Genomic DNA, 19,247 nt, shown 5'->3' on the forward strand with positions numbered 1-19,247 from the left:
CGTACGGATCCTCCCAGTGGAGGGCCGAACCATCGATTCTGCCCGAAAAAGCCCCGAAAACAAAGGAAGTTGTTCGGGCGGGACGATCCATCGCCTGTACCATCAGGCCGTTACACCCAGGCTGTACCCTCCTGGATCAGAGGTCCCCTGTGTTCCACCCCATCCCCCGCCCCGAGGAACTGCTCAACCGCGAGCTCAGTTGGCTGGATTTCAACGCCCGGGTCATGGAGGAGGCGGAGGATCCCACGGTGCCGCTGTTGGAACGGGTGAAGTTCCTCAGCATCGTCTCCAGCAACTGGGATGAGTTCTTCATGGTGCGGGTGGCGGGCATCTGGCGGCAGATCGACGCCGGCATCACCCAGCCCGGGCCCGATGGCCTGACCCCCCGGCAGCTGCTGGAGCGGGTGTCATCGCGGATCCACGCCTACTCCGCCCGCCAGCACGAGCTCTTCCACGCCATCCTGGAGCCGCAGCTGGAGGCGGCGGGCATCGCCATCCTGGATCCGAGAAAGCTGGACGAGGCGCAGAGCGCCTTCACCCTCGACTACTTCGAGCGGAGCCTCCTGCCGCTCATCACGCCCCTGGCGGTGGACACCGGCCACCCGTTCCCCCGTCTGGGGAACCGCGCTCTGGTGCTGGTGGTTGAACTGGAGCCGGACGAGGACCTGCTGGATGGGGATCTGCCGGCCTCGGAGCTCTCCTTCATCCATGTGCCCACGGGCCTGGCCTCCCGGTTCCTGCGGGTGCCGTCGGCGCCGGGCACCCACGCCTTCGTCATGCTCGAGGATGTGGTGCGGCACCACCTGTCGCGGCTCTTCCTGGGCTACACGGTGAAGTGCTGCCACGCCATCCGCGTCACCCGGGATTCCGACCTGCCGGTGGAGGAGGATCCCTCCGAGGACCTGCTCAAGACCGTGGAGGAGAGCCTCCGCGACCGCCGCCGCGGCGCCGTCGTCCGCCTCCAGTACGAGCACGGCCTGTCGTCCAAGGTGCTGGACCTCATCATCGAGGAGATGGAGCTGAGCCCCGAGGACCTCTACCCCTGCTCGGGCCTCACAGCCTTCTCGGACCTGATGCAGCTCTACGGCCAGCTGGACCTGCCGAGCCTCAAGGACACCCCGCTGCCACCCCTTCCGGTACCCCAGCTCGACCAGATGGGCAGCGTCTTCGACGCCATCTCCCGCAACGACATCCTGCTGCACCATCCCTACCAGAGCTTCGACGACAGCGTAGTTCGCTTCGTGCGCGAAGCGGCGGAGGATCCCAAGGTCCTGGCCATCAAGATGACCCTCTACCGCGTGACGGCCAACAGCCCCGTGGCGGCGGCCCTGGAGCGAGCCGCCGAGCGCGGCAAGCAGGTGGCGGCCATCGTGGAGCTGCGGGCGCGCTTCGATGAGGCGGCCAACATCGCCTGGGCACGCCGCCTCGAGAAGACCGGCGTGCATGTGGTCTACGGCCTGCCCAATCACAAGATCCACTGCAAGGCCTGTCTCGTGGTGCGCCAGGAGGCCGGGGGCATCAAGCGGTACTGCCACCTGGGCACGGGCAACTACAACGAGCGCACCAGCCGCCTGTACTCGGATCTGGGCCTGCTCACGGCCCGGCCCGAGTTCGGCGAGGACCTGTCGAACCTCTTCAACATGCTCACGGGCTACACCCGGCCGCCCCGCTTCCATCGGATCCTGCTGGCGCCCCAGCACCTGAAGAAGGCCCTCAAGGCCCGCATCCAGCGGGAGATCGGCCACGCGCAGGATGGGCGGCCGGCCCGCATGGTGCTGAAGATGAATGCCCTGGTGGACCCCCAGATCATCCAGATGCTCTACGAGGCCAGCCGCGAGGGCGTGAAGGTGGATCTCATCGTGCGGGGCACCTGCTGTCTGCGGCCAGGCGTGCCCGGACTGTCGGAGAACATCCGCACCCTGTCGATCCTGGACCGCTTTCTGGAGCACACCCGGATCTACCATTTCGCCAATGATGGCCAGCCGGAGACCCTCCTCTCCAGCGCCGACCTCATGCCCCGCAACCTGGACCGCCGCGTGGAGCTGGCCTTCCCCCTGGTGGATCCGATCCTGGCGGCCCAGGTCATGGAGATGGTCGAGATGCAGCTGCACGACACCCTGAAGGGCCGCGTCCTGGGCCCCGAAGGGGATGTCCTCCGGCGGGGATTCGATGACCAGGATCCGCCCCTCCGAAGCCAGCTCCGCATCTATGAGCACACCCTGCTCGCCAGCGGCGTGGGCGCCCTCACCCAGAAGCTGGGGCCGCTGGATCCAGACATCTGATGTTCTCCGGGGGTTCCGCGCTGCGCGCCTCCACCTGACGCCGCGCAGGGCGAGGGGACCTCGCCCTGGCTTGTGTCCCAATCGGCGCTGGGACGGGCCGATCGGTGCTGTGACGTGTCGGGCATTCATTCCCCGTGGCAGACTAATGGGCTGGAGATCCGCATGACGAAGATCAGCCGCGCCGCCCTGTTCGAAGCCCTGAACGCCTACACGGTCCCCGGGACCAATGCCACCCTGACCACGCTCAAGGCCGTGAAGGGGATCGATGTCACCGAGGGCAAGGTGACGGTGCTGCTCCAGCTCATGGAGGCCTACCGGGACCGGGTGGCCGTCATCAAGGAGGCTCTGGAGGGCCTGATCCGCCAGCAGCCCGGCGTGACGGGCGTGGACATCGAGATCGGCTGGGAGAAGACCGCCCAGGTGGAATTCAAGAACCTCATCCCGGGCATCAAGCGCTGCGTGGTGGTGGGCTCGGGCAAGGGCGGCGTCGGCAAGAGCACCGTCACGGTGAACCTCGCCATCGCCCTGTCCCAGCTGGGCCTCAAGGTGGGCCTGCTGGATTCCGACATCTACGGCCCTTCCATTCCCATGATGCTGGGCCTGAAGGACTCGCCGCTGGGCACGCCGGACGGCCAGATCCTGCCCATCGAGAAGTTCGGCATCAAGATCATGTCCATGGGTCTGCTCATCGAGGAGGACCGGCCGGTCATCTGGCGCGGCGCCATGCTCAACAAGGCCCTCCAGCAGTTCCTGAAGGATGTGGCCTGGGGCGACCTCGATGTCCTGCTCATCGACCTGCCGCCCGGCACGGGCGATGTCCAGCTCACGCTCATCCAGAACGCCCAGGTCGACGGCGCCGTCATCGTCAGCACCCCGCAGGATGTGGCCTTCCTCGACGCCAAGAAGGCCATCGGCATGTTCGGCACCGTGAAGGTGCCCGTGCTCGGGATCATCGAGAACATGAGCAGCTTCATCTGCCCGGGCTGCGGTCAGGAGACCCAGATCTTCGGCCATGGTGGCGTGAAGGCCGCGGCGGTCCGCATGGAGCTGCCCTTCCTGGGCGAGGTGCCCATCGACCTCGCCATCCGCGAGGGTGGGGACAGCGGCAAGCCCTTCGTGGCGGAGCACCCGCAGAGCCCCCAGACCAAGGTGTTCCAGGACATGGCGGACACCCTCAAGGGCGTGCTGAAGCTCTAGGAATCGGTCCAAGAATCCCTGGACAGGCTCCTAGTTGAGCTTGCCGACGCTCAGGGCGGCGAAGTCCCCGGGGATGGCGACGGCGCCGAAACTCGCCACGCCGGCCTGCCCCTCCTTCGAGAGCACGAAGCGGAGGAATTCTTTCACTGTGGGATCCAGGGCGCGCCCCGGCGCCTTGTTCACATAGATGTAGAGGAACCGCGTCAGCGGATAGGTGGCTTTCTGGATGTTCTCCAGAGTCGGTTCGATGAACCGGTCGCTGCTGAAGGAGGCGATGGGAACGCCCTTCACCATGCGGTTGGCGTACTGCAGGGGGCCGTAGCTGATGCCGCCCCCGTCCACCGCCGGTGCCTCCACCACGGCGAACTGATCCATGAAGGCCTTCAGGGTGGGCTTGAAGTCGCCCTTCTTCATCACATGCTCCCGGAAGAAGGCCCGCGTGCCGGAGTTCTCGTCGCGGCCGTAGGTCTGGATCTCCCGCTGCTTCCAGTCGCCGCCGAGGCCGAGGTCGCCCCACCGCTGGATGTCGCTCTTCGCCCCGCCCTTGCGGGTGGTGGAGAAGATGGCATCAACCTCCTGCATGCGGAGCTGCTTGATGGGATTGTTGGCGTTCACATAGACCACCAGGGCATCCACCGCCACGGGGATGCGTGTGGGGGCGTAGCCGAACTGGGCCTGGAAGGCCGCCAGTTCCTGGTCGGTCATCTCGCGGCTCATCTGGCCCATCAGGGTGCTGCCCTCGATCAGCGCCTTGGGTGCGGTGCCCGAGCCCTTGCAGACGAAGCGCGTGGAGATCCGCGGATGGAACCGCTTGAAGTCCTCCCCCCAGAGCACCATCAGGGGCTCCATGGAATCCGATCCCACGCTCTTCAGCTCGCCGGCGACAGGATGTTCGGGCGCATAGGCCTGGAGGGTGGTTTCCCGCGGGACCGTGGGAACCTCGTGGACTGGCTTGGCGGGCGTCTCCTCGGGAGGCTGGCAGCCCAGGCCCAGCAGAAGCGGGGCGCTGAGCGCACAGGCACGAAAGGTCGTACGAAGGGACATGGGGGAGCCTCCGGCTTCATTCCCCCACGGGGCGATGACGAGGCGATGAAGGCCCGGGATCTTCGTCGTAACCCTCCGCGGGGCGCCGCAAGGCAGGACATGGGCTATCCTGGACCATGCCTAAGCCGCAGATCCCCGAGACCCTCGCTCCGGATCTCCTGGAGCGTCTGCGCGCAAGGTTCCACCCCTGGCCGCTCATCAGCGGGTGGGGCCTCACCATCGAATCCATCGACCCCGGCCTGGCCGTCATGGTGCTCGTGCCCACCAAGGCCGTGATCAACGGCGGCCGCGGCAATGTCAACGGGGGCGTGCTGGCCACCATGGCGGACATGGCGAGCGCCCTGGCCCTCAGCACCGCCTTCGACGGGGCCATGCCCTTCGCCACCTCCGACCTGCACATCCGCTACCTGGAGCCGGCCCGCGGCGAGGTGCGCGGGGAGGCCCAGGTGATGAGGATCTCCGGTCGCAGCGGCATCCTGGAATGCCGGCTCACCTGCGGCGACCACCTGGTGGCCCTCAGCACGGCCAACTTCGCCATCAAGCCTGGGCTCGGAGGCTGAGATGAGGGCCAGCACACCGTTTCCCATGAGGCCGGACGACCAGCAGAATGGGCCGGTGAAGCGCCTGCGCTACACCCTGGCACTGCTGGTGGCCGTCATCGCCTGCGGGGGGCTCGGGTACCACTGGCTGTCCCACCTTGATCCCCTCGACAGCCTTTACATGGCCATCACGACCCTCTTCACGGTGGGCTTCCGGGAACTGGGCGAGGTGAACGCCCGGACGAAAATCTTCACGCTCTTCTACCTCATCGTCGGTCTGGGCGTCGCCACCTACGCCCTGTCGAACCTGACCGCCCTGCTCCTGGAGGGTGACCTCAAGGGCTACATCATGGAGCGCCGCATGCAGAAACGCCTGGACGACCTGAAGGACCACATCATCGTCTGCGGCTTCGGGAAGATGGGCTTCCAGGCCGCCTGGGAGCTAAAGAAGGCCGGCATCCCCTTCGTCATCATCGAACAGGACGATTCCAAGGGTCGCAGCCCCCGCTTCGCCGGGGAGCTGATCCTCTACGGCAACGCCATGGACGAGCTGATGCTGGAGCGCGCCGGCATCCGCCAGGCACGGGGCCTCATCACGGCTCTCACCACCGACGCTGACAATGTCCTGGTGACGCTCACGGTCAAGCAGATCCGCCCCGACCTGCCCGTGGTGGCCCGCAGCGCCAAGCTCGGTACCGAGCGCCAGCTGAGGGCCGCGGGTGCCGACCACATCGTGAGCCCCTACGAGATCGGCGGACGCCGCATGGCGGGGCTGCTGCTCAAGCCGGAAATGATGAACTTCTTCGACATCGTGCTCCAGCAGGAGCAGCTGGAGCTGGGCCTGGAGCGCATCGCCATCGCCCCGCAGTCGGCCCTGGTGGGCCAGACCCTGCGAGAGGCCCGGCTGCGTCACGCCACGGGCTCCCTGCTCGTGGGCCTGGTGCATCCCGGCGCCGGCCTGCGCTTCAACCCCTCCGGCGACGAGCGGTTCCAGGCCGGGGACGAGCTGCTGGTGATGGGCCCCGCCGAGGCCCTGGAAAACCTCACCCAGCTGGCCAAGGGCTGAAGGGATGGAGGCCCACCACCGCCTTCTGCTCGACCTGGCCATGGTGCTGGGTGTCGCGGCGCTGACCTCCGTCCTGTTCCAGAAGCTGAAACAGCCGGCGGTGCTGGGGTACCTGCTGGCGGGCATGATCGTGGGGCCCCATGTGCCGGTGCCGCTGGTGGCGGACCTCGGCAATGTCCGGATCATGGGCGAGCTGGGCGTCATCCTCCTGATGTTCACCATCGGGTTGGAGTTCAGCCTCCCGAAGCTGCTCCACGCAGGACCACCGGCCCTGCTCACGGGCACCCTCCAGGTGGGCACCCAGCTGGTGGCGGGTTTTCTGGTGGCGCGGCTCCTGGGGTGGGCGCCGCTGGAGAGCGCCTTCTTCGGAGCCAGCCTCTCCATCGCCTCCACCATGATCCTGGCCAAGCTGTTTGAGGAGCGGGGGCTCCGCGGCGCGCTGAAGGACACGGTCCTGGGCGTTCTGCTGGTGGAGGATCTCCATGCCGTGCTGCTGCTGGCGGCCCTCACCGCCGCGGCCTCCCTCGGCGGGCCCAGTGCCGGGGCCATTGCAGGCACCCTGCTCAAACTGATGCTCTTCCTGGTCCTCCTCGTGGGCGCCGGGCGGCTGGTGGTTCCCCGGGCCCTGCGATGGGTGGCCGACCATGCCCGGGACGAAGTGCTGCTGGTGGTGGCGGCCGGGCTCTGCTTCGGGTTGGCCCAGTTGGCCGCCTGGGCCGGTTTCTCCGTGGCCATGGGTGCCTTCGTGGCCGGCATGCTGATCTGCGAATCCGGCCGGGGGCGCAAGGTGGAGCACCTGGTCCATCCCCTGAGGGATCTCTTCGCGGCCATGTTCTTCGTGGCGGTGGGCATGATGATGGAGCCCGCGGTCCTGATGCGGGATTGGCATCTGGTGCTGCTCTTCACGGCCCTGGTCATCGCCGTGAACGCCCTCTCCGTCACCGTGGGGGCCACCCTGGCGGGGCTTCCCCTGGCCCTGGGCGTGCGGGCGGGCCTGGCCCTTGGGCAGGTCGGTGAGTTCGGGTTCATCCTCTTGGGTGCCGGCATCGGGCTCGGTGTGGTCGACCCTTCCCGCTACGCCCTGCTGGCCGCCATCTGCGTGGCCACGGCCCTGGCCACCCCGGCCCTGCTGACCGCCGGGGAACCCGCGGCCCGGCTGCTGGAGCGGCGACTCTCCCCGGCCCTCAAGACCTACCTGGGCCTCTACCAATCCTGGGCCGCGACCCTGCGCGCCCCGGCCATCCGGAAGGCCCCGGGCGCCGCCGTCCGGCGGACCTTCCTGTTCCTGCTGCTGGACAGCGTGCTCATCGGCCTGGTGGCCTCGCTGGCGCCCCGGGTGATGCGGATGGGCACGGCCTGGCTCGAAGGCCGGGGAACCCTGGGGCACACCCTGGCCCAGGGTGCGGTCCTGCTGGCGGCGGCGGTCGTGGTGGTCTTCGTGGTGAGCCGGATGGTGCGCCGCAGCCGGATCCTGGCCGAGGGCCTGCTGGACCTGCCCGGCCCCGGCGACCTGGGTACCCGGCCCGACATCCGACGGGCCTTCCGCACGGGTCTGCGGCTGGCGGTGCTGCTGCTGGCGGGCCTTCCGGTCCTGGCGGCCGTGCTGGCGCTGGTGCCCCTGGCTTCTCTCGGCGCCCTCGGCGCCGCCACGGCCCTGGCCATCCCCCTGCTGCTCTGGCGACGGGCCCAGCGCCTTCAGAGGGACCTGGCCTCGGACTCCGGGTGGATGGGTGCCGATGCGCGGGACCCCTGGGATGCGGATGAAGAGGCCCCGGCCCCGCCCGTCCCGGGGGGCTGGCGCACGCTGCGCATCGGGGCCCGCTGTCCCTCTCTGGGCCGCAGCCTGGGCGAGCTGGATCTGCCCGGCAGCGCCGGAGTGGCCCTGGTGGCCCTGTTGAGGGAAGGCCACCTGCTGGAACCCAAGCCCGAGGCCCTGCTCCAGCCCGGCGACCTGCTGGCCCTCAGCGGCAGCGCCTCCGCCCTGGACGAGGCGGAGGCGCTGCTGGGGCGGGAGTCGACGGCCGGACCCGCCTGAGATCCCCGGTCGAGCTGACCAGGCGGATCAAGCCCGTCAGGGGCGTCCGGAAGGAGCCACGGGGCCGGCCGCGGGGACAACCGGCCGGGACGGGCGCCCGTGAGGCAGGCGGGCCTCCATCTCCGCCAGTTCCCAGGCGGTGACGGCCATGGCCTGGGCGCCCTGCACGAGCTGCTCGGGCACCACATGATCCGGGAAATCCATCTGGCTGTGGTGGGTGCCCAGGAAGTAGTCCACGGGCTCCTGGATGGCGGCGAAGGCGGGCACGCCGGCCCGGTCGAAGGGCGCGTGGTCGGTGCTGTTCATGGTGCGGAGGGACAGCTCCTTCACGCCCAGGTCGTTGAGGGGCGCGATGGCCTGGGCCATGAGGCCGCGGCAGTTCTCGCGGCCCTGCAGCGTGAAGCCCTTCACCATGCCCGTGCCCATGTCGTGGACCAGCACGGCCTGGATGGCGTCCAGGTCCGCCTTGTGCGCCTCGGCGTAGGCGCGGGAACCCAGGAGGCCCTGCTCCTCGCCGCTCCACAGGACCACCCGCAGGGTCCGGCGGGGCTTCAGGCCCGTGGCCTGCAGGGCCCGCAGCACCTCCAGGGCGACGGAGCTGCCCGTGGCGTTGTCCGTGGCGCCCGTGCCGAGGTCCCAGCTGTCCAGGTGTCCGCCCACGATGACCACTTCGCCGGGCTTCTCGCGGCCCGGGATCTCGCCGACGAGGTTGTAGGCCTGGACCGGCGCCGCGGAGAAAGTGCCGCCCAGGGACAGTTCCAGCTTCACGGGCTCCTTCCGGGCCAGCAGGCGGACCAGCATCTTGTAGGGTTCCTGGGGCACATAGGCTGCGGGGAGGGCGGGCTTTTTGGAATCGCGCCCGGCGCCGCCGCTGGTGAAGCCCAGCCCGTTCTTCCGGCCTGACATGGACAGGGTGGCCAGGGCGCCCTCGTCGAGGAGGAACTGGGTCATGGCCGCCTGCTCCGCCTGGAAGGCCTCCATGTCGCGGCCCCGGCGGTCCAGGGGGGGACGCTTGTCGTCGGGGTTGGTCCGCAGCAGGATCCGGCCCTTGAGCTGGCCTTTGAAGGCCTTGAGCTCCTCCAGGTTTCGGGCATCCACCAGGACCAGCTCACCCTTCACGGCCCCCTTGGTGGCGGGGGTCCAGGCCAGCTGGTCCACCCGGAAGCGCAGGCCGTTGTGGGTGAGCAGCCGCGCGCTGTCCACGCCGCGGGTCCAGGCCAGGCCGAAGTCGTAGGCCTCCTCGTGGACATTCACCGCCCCGAGCCGGGTCATCTCAGCCTTGGCCCAGGCCTGGGCCTGGCGGAGCTTGTCCGAGCCGGTGAGGCGGGGGCCGATCAGATCCGAGAGGTATTCCACCCGCGCCACCACCCCGGCGTGTTCCTTGATCTCCCGCAGCAGCTTCCCGGCCGGCGTATCCGGGTAGTCCTTCATCACCGGCACGGGAGAGGGGACGGGAGCGGCCGGCGGAAAGGGGGCCTGGGCCTGGAGGAGGGCGCCCAGGGACAGGGCGAGCAGGACGAAGGGGGTCCGCGGCATGGGAACTCCAGATTGGAAAAGGGAAGGACTCGTGCCAGCAAACATCAAAAAACGAGGTATGGCAAGGCCTGTCTCGGGCGGTATGATGACGATGTTTCGGGAAATAGCGAAATGAACTCGGACCCTCTCCGTCCCCTCGTGGACACCCTCAAGACCCTCGCCCACCCCGTGCGCCTGCGCATCCTGGCGCTGCTCCATGCCGGGGAGCTCTGTGTCTGCGAGGTAGCCGAAGTGCTGGGCCTGGCGCCGTCCACCGTCTCCGAACACCTGACCGGCCTGCGCCGCACGGGCCTGGTACGCGAGTGGAAGGTGGGCCGCTGGGTCCATGTGGCCCTGGCCGATGCCGCCGCCACGACCCCCCTGCTGGAGGCCCTCTGGCCCCTCATGGCCGGGGCCGAAGCCGACCTGGCCCGCGACCGGGCCCAGGCCCTCGCCCTGCGCTGCGAGACCTGCGATCCCTCCGCCTGTCCCCCCTCACGAACCCCCAAGGAGCCTGCATGACCGCCCAGCCCCAGACCGAAGCCGCCACCCAGGCCGGCCTCGGCGAGACCACCCTCAACCTCATCGCCCTGGGGGCGGCCATCGGCGCCAACGCCGAGCGGGCCTTCCGTGCCCACCATGCCCGGTTGACGGAGCTCGGCGTGTCCAACGACGACATGATCGAAGCGGTGAACATGGCCCTCCGCGTGAAGGGCGATCCCCATTCGCAGATCATGGCCCTGGCCCAGACCGCGCTGGTCGGCGAGGGCGGCGGCTGCTGCGGCGGCGCCTGCGCCTGCGAAGAGGCCGGCGGCCAGAAGGGCGACTGCGGCGACGACTGCGACTGCAAGTAGGCGACAGCAAGCAAGGAGGTGTCCATGTCCACGGGCCGGCTGTCCTTCCTGGATCGGTTCCTCACCTTGTGGATCTTCCTGGCCATGGGCCTCGGTGTGCTCCTGGGCTTCGCCGCGCCCGGCTTCAACCGCGCCATCAATGCCTGGAATGTGGGCACCATCAGCCTGCCGCTGGCCGCGGGCCTGATCCTGATGATGTATCCGCCCCTGGCCAAGGTGAAGTACGAGGAACTGCATCTCGTCTTCCGGAACAAGAAGGTGCTGGGCCTGTCGCTCCTTCAGAACTGGATCATCGGGCCCCTGCTCATGTTCGGGCTGGCCGTGCTCTTCCTGCGCGACCGGCCCGAGTACATGCTGGGCCTCATCCTCATCGGCCTGGCCCGCTGCATCGCCATGGTCATCGTGTGGAACGACCTGGCCAAAGGCGACACCGAGTACTGCGCGGGTCTGGTGGCCTTCAACTCCATCTTCCAGGTGCTCTTCTTCAGCGTGTACGCCTGGTTCTTCGCGACGGTGCTGCCCGCGAAGCTGGGCCTTCAGGGCGCCGTGGTGAACATCACCATCGGCCAGATCGCCGAGAGCGTCTTCATCTATCTGGGCATTCCCTTCATCGCCGGCTTCCTCACGCGCTTCATCCTCGGGAAGCTCAAGGGACTCGACTGGTATCACCGGGTCTTCGTACCGAAGATCAGCCCGCTGACGCTTGTGGCGCTGCTGTTCACCATCGTGGTGATGTTCAGCCTCAAGGGCGACACCATCGTGAAGCTGCCCTTCGATGTCATCCGCATCGCCATCCCGCTGCTGATCTACTTCGTGGTGATGTTCCTGGTCAGCTTCTGGCTGTCCAAGAAGGCCGGGGCCACCTATCCGCAGAGCGCCACGCTGAGCTTCACGGCCGCCAGCAACAACTTCGAGCTGGCCATCGCCGTAGCCGTGGCCACCTTCGGCATCGCCCACGGCGCGGCCTTCGCCGCCGTCATCGGGCCGCTGGTGGAGGTGCCCGTGCTCATCAGCCTGGTGGGCGTGGCCTTCTGGCTGAAGAAGAAGTGGTACCCGGCCAGCGCGGAGATGATCTCCGGCGTCACCTGCTGCCCGGCCGTCGAACCCTCGGCGGAATCCGACAAGAGGTGAGGCATGGGCACCTTCGATGGCAGAGGCATGGTGATCCAGGGGCTGCGGTTCCTGGCGCCGAAGGAGGCGCTGGCTGCGCTGAACGAGGGCGCCCTCTTGGTGGACCTCCGCCTGGATGAGCTGGCGGAAATGAAAGCCTTCAAGGTGCCCGAGACGATCCGCATCCCCCACGAGGAACTCCCCGGCCTGCTCGCGGAGCTGCCCGCAGGCCGGCCCCTGCTGCTGGCCGACAGCGCCGGCGTCTACACCAAGGAAGCCGCGCACCGGCTGCTGGAGCACGGGTTCACCCAGGTGGCCTGCCTCAACGGCGGCATGCTCCTCTGGGATCAGGAGGGCCTGCCCGTCGCGACCGATGCCGCGGCCCTCCTCCACGGCGAGTGTCCCTGCGTCCTGCGCCCCCGGAAAGGCCACCGATGATCCGCCCCGTCCTGCCCACCGATGCCCCGGCCCTGGCTGACATCTACAACCCCTATGTGCGGGACACCATCATCACCTTCGAGGAGGAGCCCGTCTCGGTGGCGGAGATGGGGGCGCGCATGGCCAAGGTGACAGCGACCTATCCCTGGCTCGTGTGGGAGGAGGACGGCGCGGTCCTGGGCTACGCCTACGCTTCGACCTGGCGGACCCGGCATGCCTACCGCTTCGCCGTGGAGACCACCATCTACCTGGCAGCGGACCATCACGGCCGGGGCCGCGGGGCCGCGCTCTATGGGGCCCTGCTGGCGGAACTCAAGCAGCGCGGCTTCCACTCGGCCCTGGGCTGCCTGGGCCTGCCCAATGATCCCAGCGTGCACCTGCATGAAAAGCTCGGCTTCCGGAAGGTGGGTCACATGACCGAGGCGGGCTGGAAGTTCGGCGCCTGGGTGGATGTGGGCTTCTGGGAACGGATGCTGTGAAGGAGCCGCGGTGACCTCGATCCTCTTCCTCTGCGTGGCCAACAGCGCCCGGTCCCAGCTGGGCGAAGGCCTGGCGCGCCAGATGTTCCCCGGCTTCCGCATCCAGAGCGCCGGCAGCCGGCCCAGCCGCGTGAACCCCCATGCCATCGAGGCTCTGGCGGAGAAGGGCATCGATGCCTCGGGGCACACCTCGAAGCCCGTGTCGGACATCGACCCCGCGACCGTGGACCTGGTCATCACCCTCTGCGCTGAGGAGGTGTGTCCGGCCTTCCTGGGAAAGGCCGAGCGCCTGCACTGGCCCATCCCCGACCCGGCCGCCGATTCCGCATCGGGGGATCCGGCGCTCACACCCGAGGACCTGCGGGCCCGCTTCCGCGCCGCCCGCGATGAGATCGCCCGCCGGCTGGAGATCTTGGGCCGCGAACGGGGCTGGAGTTCATGAATTTCGAAAAAAATCGAAATTAGATCTTGCGCCCTATTTCGACAAATCTAGAATTAAGTCAGGAGGAGACCATGACCGGGCGGGTGGAGCAGGCGGCAGAGCGGCTGAAGGCCCTCGGACACCCCGTCCGCCTGACCATCCTGCGCCGCCTGGTGCAGGGCCCCGAGGCGGGGACGCCCGCCGGAGAGCTGCAGTCGCGCCTGGACATTCCGGGCTCCACCCTCAGCCATCACCTGGCCACCCTCGCCGACGCCGGCCTGGTGCGGGTGGCCCGGGAAGGCACCACGCTCCGCTACCGCGCCGACTACGGTGTGCTGCGGGCGCTGACCGAATACCTCTGGCAGGACTGCTGCGCCGGTGGCGCCGCGGACGACCCCCAACCTTCGCCCTGCTGCCGCAGGGACTGACCTTCCACTTCCCTGGGATCTGGATGCCGCCGGCGTCCCGGGGACCGTTCATCCGAAAGGCCCGACCATGGAACCCGAAACCATCAAATCCGCCGTGCGTGACCGCTACGCCGGCTTCGTCACCAAGAACCAGAGCTGCTGTGGTCCATCCACCTCCTGCGGCTGCGGGCCCGGCGACGCGAGCCTGGACCTGGGCTACGACGCGAAAGACCTCGCCGCCGTGCCCGAGGGCGCCAACCTGGGCCTGGGCTGCGGCAATCCCGTGGCCCTGGCGGCGCTGAAACCCGGCGAGACCGTGCTGGACCTGGGCTCCGGCGCGGGCTTCGATGCCTTCCTGGCCGCCCGGCGCGTGGGCCCCGAGGGCCGTGTCCTTGGCGTGGACATGACGCCGGAGATGATCGCCCGCGCCACGACCCTGGCAAAGACGCACGGCTACGCGAATGTGGAGTTCCGCCTGGGCGACATCGAAGCCCTGCCCGTGGCCGATGCCAGCGTGGATGTCATCCTCTCCAACTGCGTCGTGAACCTCACCACGGACAAGGCGAAGGCGTTTCGCGAGGCCTTCCGGGTGCTGAAGCCCGGCGGCCGCCTCCAGGTGTCCGACCTGGTGCTGGCCCGACCCCTGCCAGAGGCCCTGCGGTCGGACATGGATGCCTACGCGGCCTGCGTGTCCGGCGCCATGCTCAAGGGCGACTATCTGGCCGCCATCCGTGCCGCGGGCTTCGAAGGCGTGACCGTGGCTGCCGAACGCTGCTTCGGCCTCGCGGAGCTGTCGCCCGAGTTCATGGAACTGGCCAGGCGCCGCTACCCCGGCATGAGCCCCGAGGAGCTGGAGCTCCTGGCCAGTTCGGTGCTCAGCATCCAGGTGGAGGCCACCAAGACGGCCCAGGTGGGGAAGACGACAGACCGGGCCTGCTGCGCGCCCAGCTGCTGCGGATGATGGGGGATGACCGTGGACTCGAAAGGCTGTGCCTGTGCCGCGCCCACCCCGGCTCCCGGGGGCGGTTTCTGGAAATCGGGAGGGTGGCTGCTGGCCGCCCTCCCGGCTTGGATCGCCCTCTATCTCGCGCTCAAGCCCATGGCCGATGGGCTGGCCTTCCGGGTCCTGGGCCTGCAGGCCGGCAGCCGCCTGGGCGAGGCCGTGGCCTTCTTTGTCTACGACGCGCCCAAGGTCCTGATGCTTCTGGGTGCCGTGGTGCTGGGCGTGACCTTCGTGCAGACCTTCATCAGCCCGGAGCGTACCCGCGACCTGCTGGCGCGGCGCACCGGGGCCTGGAGCAACCTGCTGGCGGCCCTGCTGGGCATCGCCACGCCCTTCTGCTCCTGCTCGGCGGTGCCGCTGTTTATTGGCTTCGTGCGGGTGGGCGTCCCCCTGGGGGCCACCTTCAGCTTCCTGGTCTCGGCGCCCATGGTGAACGAAGTGTCGCTGTTCCTGCTGCTGAGCCTCTTCGGCTGGCGCATCGCGCTGCTCTACGCGGCGACGGGCGTGGCCGTGGCCTTCCTCTCGGGCTGGATCATCGGCAAGCTGCGCCTGGAGCGCCACCTGGAGCCATGGGTGATGGAGATCCCCTTCGAAGCCTCTCAAGCCTCGGCGGCCGCCCTGGGCTTCTCCAACCGTCTCGATCTGGCACTCCAGGGGACGAAGGACATCGTCGGGAAGGTGTGGCCCTTCGTCCTGGCGGGCATCGCCGTGGGCGCCTTCCTGCACGGCTACGCGCCGGCGGAGCTGCTGGCCCGGTTCATGGGCAAGTCCGCCTGGTGGAGCGTGCCCCTGGCCGTGCTCATCGGCGTGCCCCTCTATGCCAACGCCGCCGGCATCATCCCCATCGTGCAGGTGCTGCTGGCCAAGGGCGCCGCCCTGGGCACGGCCCTGGCCTTCATGATGGCCGTCACGGGTCTTTCGCTCCCGGAGACCGTCATCCTGCGGAAGGTCCTGAAACCGCGGCTGCTGGGGGTTTTCCTGGGCATCGTCGCCGCGGGCATCGTGCTGGTGGGGTTTCTGTTCAACGCGCTGCTATAGGAGGTTCCATGAAGATCGAAGTGCTGGGCAGCGGCTGTGCCAAGTGCAAGCTGCTGGCGGAACGGGCCGAGGAGGCTGCGAAGGGGCTGGGTGTGGACTTCACGCTGGTGAAGGTCACTGAGTACCCGGACATCGTGGCCCGGGGCGTGATGTCCACGCCTGGCCTCGTGGTGGATGGCGTCGTGAAGAGCCAGGGCCATGTGCCCACGGTGGCGGCCATCCGGGATCTGCTGCGGTAGCATCTCCGCACACCACGAGGGACTCCCCATGCGCATCGGCATCCTGGGTTATGGCCGCTTCGGGAGGGCTCTGGGCGAGCTGCTCCACGAGGCCGGCCATGCCTATCGGGCCTGGGATCCCGGGGGCGGAGTTCCCGTGGAATGCCGGGGGGCCGGCCTGCGGGAGCTGGCGGAGGCCTCCGAGGCCCTGGTGCTGGCGGTGCCCATCGCCGCCCAGGCCGCTGCGCTGGCGAGTCTCCGGCCCCACCTGCAGCCGGGCCAAGTGGTCTTCGATGTGGGCAGCGTGAAGGCGGGACCCTGCGCCCTGCTGGACGCGCAACTGGGTGAGGAGATCCCCCATGCGGGTACCCACCCGCTCTTCGGACCCGTCAGCCTGGCCCGGGCCGAACGGCCCCTGCGCGTGGTGCTCTGCCCCTCGGCGAAGCATCCGGCGGCGGCGGATCGGGTGGAATGGCTGTTCCGCAGCCTCGGCTGCGAGGTGCTGCGCCAGAGCCCCGAAGACCATGACCGCGTGATGGCCACCACCCACGCCCTGACCTTCTTCGTGGCCAAGGGGCTGCTGGCCGTGGGCGCGGGTGCCGAGCTGCCCTTCACGCCGCCCTCCTTCCACGCCATCGCCCGCACGCTGGAGTCCGTGCGTGAGGATGCAGGCCACCTCTTCGCCGCGCTGCAGAACGAGAATCCCTTCGCCGCCGGGGCCCGGGAGGGCCTGCTGGAGGCGCTTTCCGCCATCCACCGGAGCCTGGCGGAGGCGGCGGAAACCGGGGGTGGCGAACAGCTGTCCATCCCGGACCTGGGCACGCGGTCCCCGGTGCTGCAGGAGGCCCGCGACCACATCGACGCTCTGGACCAGGAGCTGGTGGCCCTGCTGGCCCGCCGCACAGAGTTGGGGCTCCGCGCGGGCCGCGCGAAGGCCGAGCTGGGCCTGCCGGTGCACGACCCCGAGCGCGAGGCCTCGCAGCTTCAAGCCCGGCGCGCCTGGGCCGACGCCGCAGGGCTGGACGCCCAGGGCGTCGAAGAGGTCTTCCGCGCCGTGCTGCGGGCCTCCCGTTCGGCCCAGGGGCGCTAGCAGATCAGTAGGGCAGGTCCAGCGCCTTGCACAGGAAGGAGACGAGCGGAGAGGCCTGTCGGCAGGCGGCGGCCACCTGGTCGACGAAATCGGGCGCCGCCACTTCGGCATTCGTGAACCCGGTGGAGGTGTAGAAGTCCTTGAGCTTGAGATCCTCCGCGCAGGGATGGGCGGGGTCGAAACCCTGGGGCACCCGCTTCAGTGCCTCCCCTTCGATCTCCAGCCCCGACTTCCGTAGGGCCTTCCAGGCCGCAGGCTTGGCGGCGATGGCCTGGCGGACCTTGAACAGCGAATCGGGATCCGGATGCCACAGGCCGCCACCGGCGAAGCTGCCGCCGGGCTCCAGGTGGAGGTAGAAGCCCGGGCCGTGGACACCGCCGGCCTGCATGGCCCGGTGGGGGAAGTGGGCCGCGACATGCGTTTTGTAGGGCGTCTTGTCCTTCGAGAACCGCGTGTCGCGGTAGATCCGGAACATGGAGCCGCCGGAGGGCCGCGGGTCGGCGATGAAGTGGCGACTGATGGAGGCCAGCGGGCCGCTGAAGGCGGCAATGAGCCGCAGCATGGGGTCGCGGGCCTCGGCCTCGTAGCGCGCCTTGTTCTCCTGGAACCACGCGCGCTCGTTGTGCGCCTTCAGATCCTTCAGGAACCGGAAGGAGGCGGGTCCCAGCGGGTTCTCAGATCCGGAGAGGGTTTCTTTCGGGGCCACGGTGCCTCCTGGAGAGCGCCACCAGGGTACGCCCAAAACGAGTCGGGCCCCCGTGCGGGGGCCCGTTCGCAGGCGATGAATCGCCCGTGCGCCTTACTTGCCGAAGCGCTTGCTGACTTCGCTCCACTTGATGTTCTCGGGAATGATGTCGAGGTACTTCGGGCGGGCGGTGCCGTAGTCCACCATGTAGGCGTGCTCCCAGCTGTCGACGACCAGGAGCAGGTCCTGCTCGATGGGCATGCCCAGGTGGTGCTCGGCGACGAAGTAGGTGTGCAGCTTGCCGTCGCGGCGGTTTCGGGTGAGCAGGGCCCAACCGGGACCGCCCAGGGCGCAGGCCTTGAGGTCGGCGAGCACTTTCTCCTGGCCGCCGGCGGCATCCAGGGCGGCCTTCAGGCCGGCGCTGATCTGGTTGTCGGCGCCCAGGTTCTCGAAGTAGAGCTCGTGGAGGAAGGAGCCGTTGAAGGCCACGGCCTCGCGGCGCTTCAGCTCGCTGTATTCGTTGTAGGAGTAGTTGGGCTTGGTGTTGTCGACCGTCGCCAACCGCTCCTCGATCTCGTTCAGCTTGGTGACATAGCCCTTGTAGAGGCCGAAGTGCTGGTCCAGCTGGGAATCGCTGAGCCCCTTGAGGGCGCCACCCTTCAGGTGGTCGTAGTTCTTGGCGGTGTAAGCCATGGTCATCTCCTTGGCTGCGCGAAGCGCGGACTATTAGTTTACCAATAAAGTCGGAAATTAGAGAAAACAGGCTAATTGTTCAGGTCTCTATCCGCAATCAAGCGCGGCGCGAGGGGCTGTGGGCTGGCTTCAGCCCAGCATCTCCCGCAGGAACCAGGCTTCCTTCTGGTGGACCTGCACGAAGCGCGTGAGCAGGTCCGCAGTGCCGGGATCGCCGGCGCCGTTGGCCAGTTCGATGCCCTCGTGCATGAGGGCGACGGTGGCCTCCTCGTTGGCCAGGGCCTCCTTCAGCATGCTTTCAGGATCCAGGCGGACGGCGGGATTGGAGATGGCCGCCTTGGTCTGGGCCTCGATCTGGGCCGGGGCATGGAGGGGGACGCCGCCCAGCATGCGGATCCGCTCCGCCAGCTCATCCACCGTGCCGTCGGCGGCGGTGTAGAGATCCTCGAAGCGCAGGTGGTAGTCGCGGAAGTGGGGGCCGGTGACGGTCCAGTGATAGCGCTTGGCGTTGAGGGCCAGCACGAAGGCGGTGGCGAGTTCGGCGTTCAGGTGGTCGATGACGGTTCGGTTCATGATCTCTCCTCAGGAAGGCCAGGCGGTCCATGCGGCGGGCGCGGGCCAGCGGCCGGACACCTCGGCGTGGTTGGAGACGAGGGCGGCGATGGTGCGGCCGTCCGGAATGAGGTAGCGCAGCGCCAGCACGGAGGGCAGGCGATCATCGGGCCCGGCAGCGCCGCGGTCCACCGCGGGCAGAGCGAAGGAGCCATCGATCAGTTCCAGCCGGAGCTGATCCGGGAAACGCTGGAGGGCGCTCAGGCGGGCATCACGCACCTCGTCGGGGAAACCCAGGAACAGGGTGGCAACGAGGCTCAGGCCGCCGGCTTCGCGGCGCGGCGCCAGCACCGCGAAGGAGGCGCGGGACTCGGCCACATCCTCCGCGGGTGCGGTTTCCAGGGTCATGCCCTCGGCCCAGAGCGTTTCCACCACCTGGTCCTCGACGCTCTCGGCGGTCTCGGGCTGGAAGGTGATCCCTTCCGCCAGATCCAGCCGCAGGGCGGCCTGGCGGGCCAGGAAAGCCTGGCGGGCCTCAAAGCGGGCGCGTTCGGAGGCGGGGTCGAAGGCGAGGTGCATGG

General features: G+C 68.6%; 22 protein-coding genes. 16 read left to right on the forward strand and 6 right to left on the reverse strand.

Annotated features, from left to right (window positions below):
* Positions 1-149: 149 nt before the first annotated feature.
* Together ppk1 and QZ647_RS00740 are read left to right on the forward strand one after the other, a co-directional pair.
* Positions 150-2,282, forward strand: a complete 2,133-nt coding sequence (gene ppk1, locus QZ647_RS00735; protein ID WP_291270350.1) for a polyphosphate kinase 1 — start codon at positions 150-152, stop codon at positions 2,280-2,282.
* 162 nt (positions 2,283-2,444) lie between these two features.
* Entirely contained in the window at positions 2,445-3,479 is a 1,035-nt protein-coding gene (locus QZ647_RS00740) for an Mrp/NBP35 family ATP-binding protein (protein ID WP_286354260.1), read from the forward strand.
* A 30-nt stretch (positions 3,480-3,509) separates the two neighbouring features.
* Here the strand turns inward: QZ647_RS00740 and QZ647_RS00745 are convergent, their stop codons facing one another.
* A complete protein-coding gene (locus tag QZ647_RS00745) occupies positions 3,510-4,523 on the reverse strand; it encodes a PstS family phosphate ABC transporter substrate-binding protein (RefSeq protein WP_291270351.1) in 1,014 nt (337 codons plus the stop codon).
* Between the two features lie 116 nt (positions 4,524-4,639).
* Between QZ647_RS00745 and QZ647_RS00750 the strand changes: the two genes are divergently transcribed.
* From QZ647_RS00750 to QZ647_RS00760, 3 genes are read left to right on the forward strand one after another with little or no spacing between them, the layout of a single operon-like run.
* Positions 4,640-5,083, forward strand: coding sequence for a PaaI family thioesterase (locus QZ647_RS00750; RefSeq protein WP_291270352.1), 444 nt, complete (start codon positions 4,640-4,642; stop codon positions 5,081-5,083).
* Position 5,084: 1 nt separating this feature from the next.
* Positions 5,085-6,128, forward strand: coding sequence for a TrkA family potassium uptake protein (locus QZ647_RS00755; RefSeq protein WP_291270353.1), 1,044 nt, complete (start codon positions 5,085-5,087; stop codon positions 6,126-6,128).
* Between the two features lie 4 nt (positions 6,129-6,132).
* Positions 6,133-8,163, forward strand: coding sequence for a cation:proton antiporter (locus tag QZ647_RS00760; RefSeq protein ID WP_291270354.1), 2,031 nt, complete (start codon positions 6,133-6,135; stop codon positions 8,161-8,163).
* Between the two features lie 36 nt (positions 8,164-8,199).
* On the opposite strand, the gene QZ647_RS00765 is transcribed toward QZ647_RS00760, so the two are convergent.
* Positions 8,200-9,699, reverse strand: coding sequence for a M20/M25/M40 family metallo-hydrolase (locus QZ647_RS00765; protein ID WP_291270355.1), 1,500 nt, complete (start codon positions 9,697-9,699; stop codon positions 8,200-8,202).
* 111 nt (positions 9,700-9,810) lie between these two features.
* Between QZ647_RS00765 and QZ647_RS00770 the strand changes: the two genes are divergently transcribed.
* The 11 genes from QZ647_RS00770 to QZ647_RS00820 all read left to right on the forward strand — a co-directional run bounded on the left by QZ647_RS00770 (position 9,811) and on the right by QZ647_RS00820 (position 16,736).
* Positions 9,811-10,200 (forward strand): metalloregulator ArsR/SmtB family transcription factor, encoded by a 390-nt coding sequence (locus tag QZ647_RS00770; protein WP_291270356.1) that lies wholly within the window; start codon positions 9,811-9,813, stop codon positions 10,198-10,200.
* On the forward strand, positions 10,197-10,532 hold the full coding sequence (locus QZ647_RS00775; protein ID WP_291270357.1) for a hypothetical protein: 336 nt from the start codon (positions 10,197-10,199) through the stop codon (positions 10,530-10,532). The genes QZ647_RS00770 and QZ647_RS00775 overlap by 4 nt, the downstream gene beginning before the upstream one ends.
* Positions 10,533-10,556: 24 nt before the next feature.
* Positions 10,557-11,663 (forward strand): ACR3 family arsenite efflux transporter, encoded by a 1,107-nt coding sequence (gene arsB / locus QZ647_RS00780; RefSeq protein WP_291270358.1) that lies wholly within the window; start codon positions 10,557-10,559, stop codon positions 11,661-11,663.
* Positions 11,664-11,666: 3 nt separating this feature from the next.
* Positions 11,667-12,080: a rhodanese-like domain-containing protein gene (locus QZ647_RS00785; protein ID WP_291270359.1), complete on the forward strand. Its 414-nt coding sequence runs from the start codon at positions 11,667-11,669 to the stop codon at positions 12,078-12,080.
* Positions 12,077-12,559, forward strand: a complete 483-nt coding sequence (locus QZ647_RS00790; protein WP_291270360.1) for an arsinothricin resistance N-acetyltransferase ArsN1 family B — start codon at positions 12,077-12,079, stop codon at positions 12,557-12,559. Before QZ647_RS00785 ends, QZ647_RS00790 begins: the two co-directional genes overlap by 4 nt.
* A 10-nt stretch (positions 12,560-12,569) precedes the next feature.
* The gene (locus QZ647_RS00795; RefSeq protein WP_291270361.1) at positions 12,570-13,001 is read left to right on the forward strand and encodes an arsenate reductase ArsC; all 432 of its coding nucleotides are present in this window, start codon (positions 12,570-12,572) and stop codon (positions 12,999-13,001) included.
* A gap of 71 nt (positions 13,002-13,072) precedes the next feature.
* Positions 13,073-13,408: a metalloregulator ArsR/SmtB family transcription factor gene (locus QZ647_RS00800; RefSeq protein WP_291270362.1), complete on the forward strand. Its 336-nt coding sequence runs from the start codon at positions 13,073-13,075 to the stop codon at positions 13,406-13,408.
* A gap of 67 nt (positions 13,409-13,475) precedes the next feature.
* Complete coding sequence (arsM, locus tag QZ647_RS00805; protein ID WP_291270363.1) at positions 13,476-14,348, forward strand: arsenite methyltransferase; 873 nt, start codon at positions 13,476-13,478, stop codon at positions 14,346-14,348.
* 138 nt (positions 14,349-14,486) lie between these two features.
* Positions 14,487-15,428: a permease gene (locus tag QZ647_RS00810; RefSeq protein ID WP_366526147.1), complete on the forward strand. Its 942-nt coding sequence runs from the start codon at positions 14,487-14,489 to the stop codon at positions 15,426-15,428.
* 8 nt (positions 15,429-15,436) lie between these two features.
* Positions 15,437-15,667: a thioredoxin family protein gene (locus tag QZ647_RS00815; RefSeq protein WP_286354245.1), complete on the forward strand. Its 231-nt coding sequence runs from the start codon at positions 15,437-15,439 to the stop codon at positions 15,665-15,667.
* 28 nt (positions 15,668-15,695) lie between these two features.
* Complete coding sequence (locus QZ647_RS00820) at positions 15,696-16,736, forward strand: prephenate dehydrogenase/arogenate dehydrogenase family protein (protein ID WP_291270365.1); 1,041 nt, start codon at positions 15,696-15,698, stop codon at positions 16,734-16,736.
* Positions 16,737-16,740: 4 nt separating this feature from the next.
* Here the strand turns inward: QZ647_RS00820 and QZ647_RS00825 are convergent, their stop codons facing one another.
* From QZ647_RS00825 to QZ647_RS00840, 4 genes are all read right to left on the reverse strand, one after another.
* The gene (locus tag QZ647_RS00825) at positions 16,741-17,442 is read right to left on the reverse strand and encodes a DUF2461 domain-containing protein (protein ID WP_291270366.1); all 702 of its coding nucleotides are present in this window, start codon (positions 17,440-17,442) and stop codon (positions 16,741-16,743) included.
* A 93-nt stretch (positions 17,443-17,535) separates the two neighbouring features.
* Positions 17,536-18,114 (reverse strand): Fe-Mn family superoxide dismutase, encoded by a 579-nt coding sequence (locus QZ647_RS00830; RefSeq protein ID WP_286354243.1) that lies wholly within the window; start codon positions 18,112-18,114, stop codon positions 17,536-17,538.
* 129 nt (positions 18,115-18,243) lie between these two features.
* A complete protein-coding gene (locus QZ647_RS00835; protein WP_291270367.1) occupies positions 18,244-18,687 on the reverse strand; it encodes a DNA starvation/stationary phase protection protein in 444 nt (147 codons plus the stop codon).
* Between the two features lie 9 nt (positions 18,688-18,696).
* Positions 18,697-19,245 carry a DUF3501 family protein gene (locus tag QZ647_RS00840; protein ID WP_291270368.1) on the reverse strand — a complete coding sequence of 183 codons (549 nt, stop codon included), beginning with the start codon at positions 19,243-19,245 and terminating at the stop codon, positions 18,697-18,699.
* Between the last annotated feature and the right edge of the window lie 2 nt (positions 19,246-19,247).

Origin of the sequence: Geothrix sp., from assembly GCF_020622065.1 — a bacterium.
In the GTDB taxonomy this organism is placed as follows: Bacteria; Acidobacteriota; Holophagae; order Holophagales; family Holophagaceae; genus Geothrix.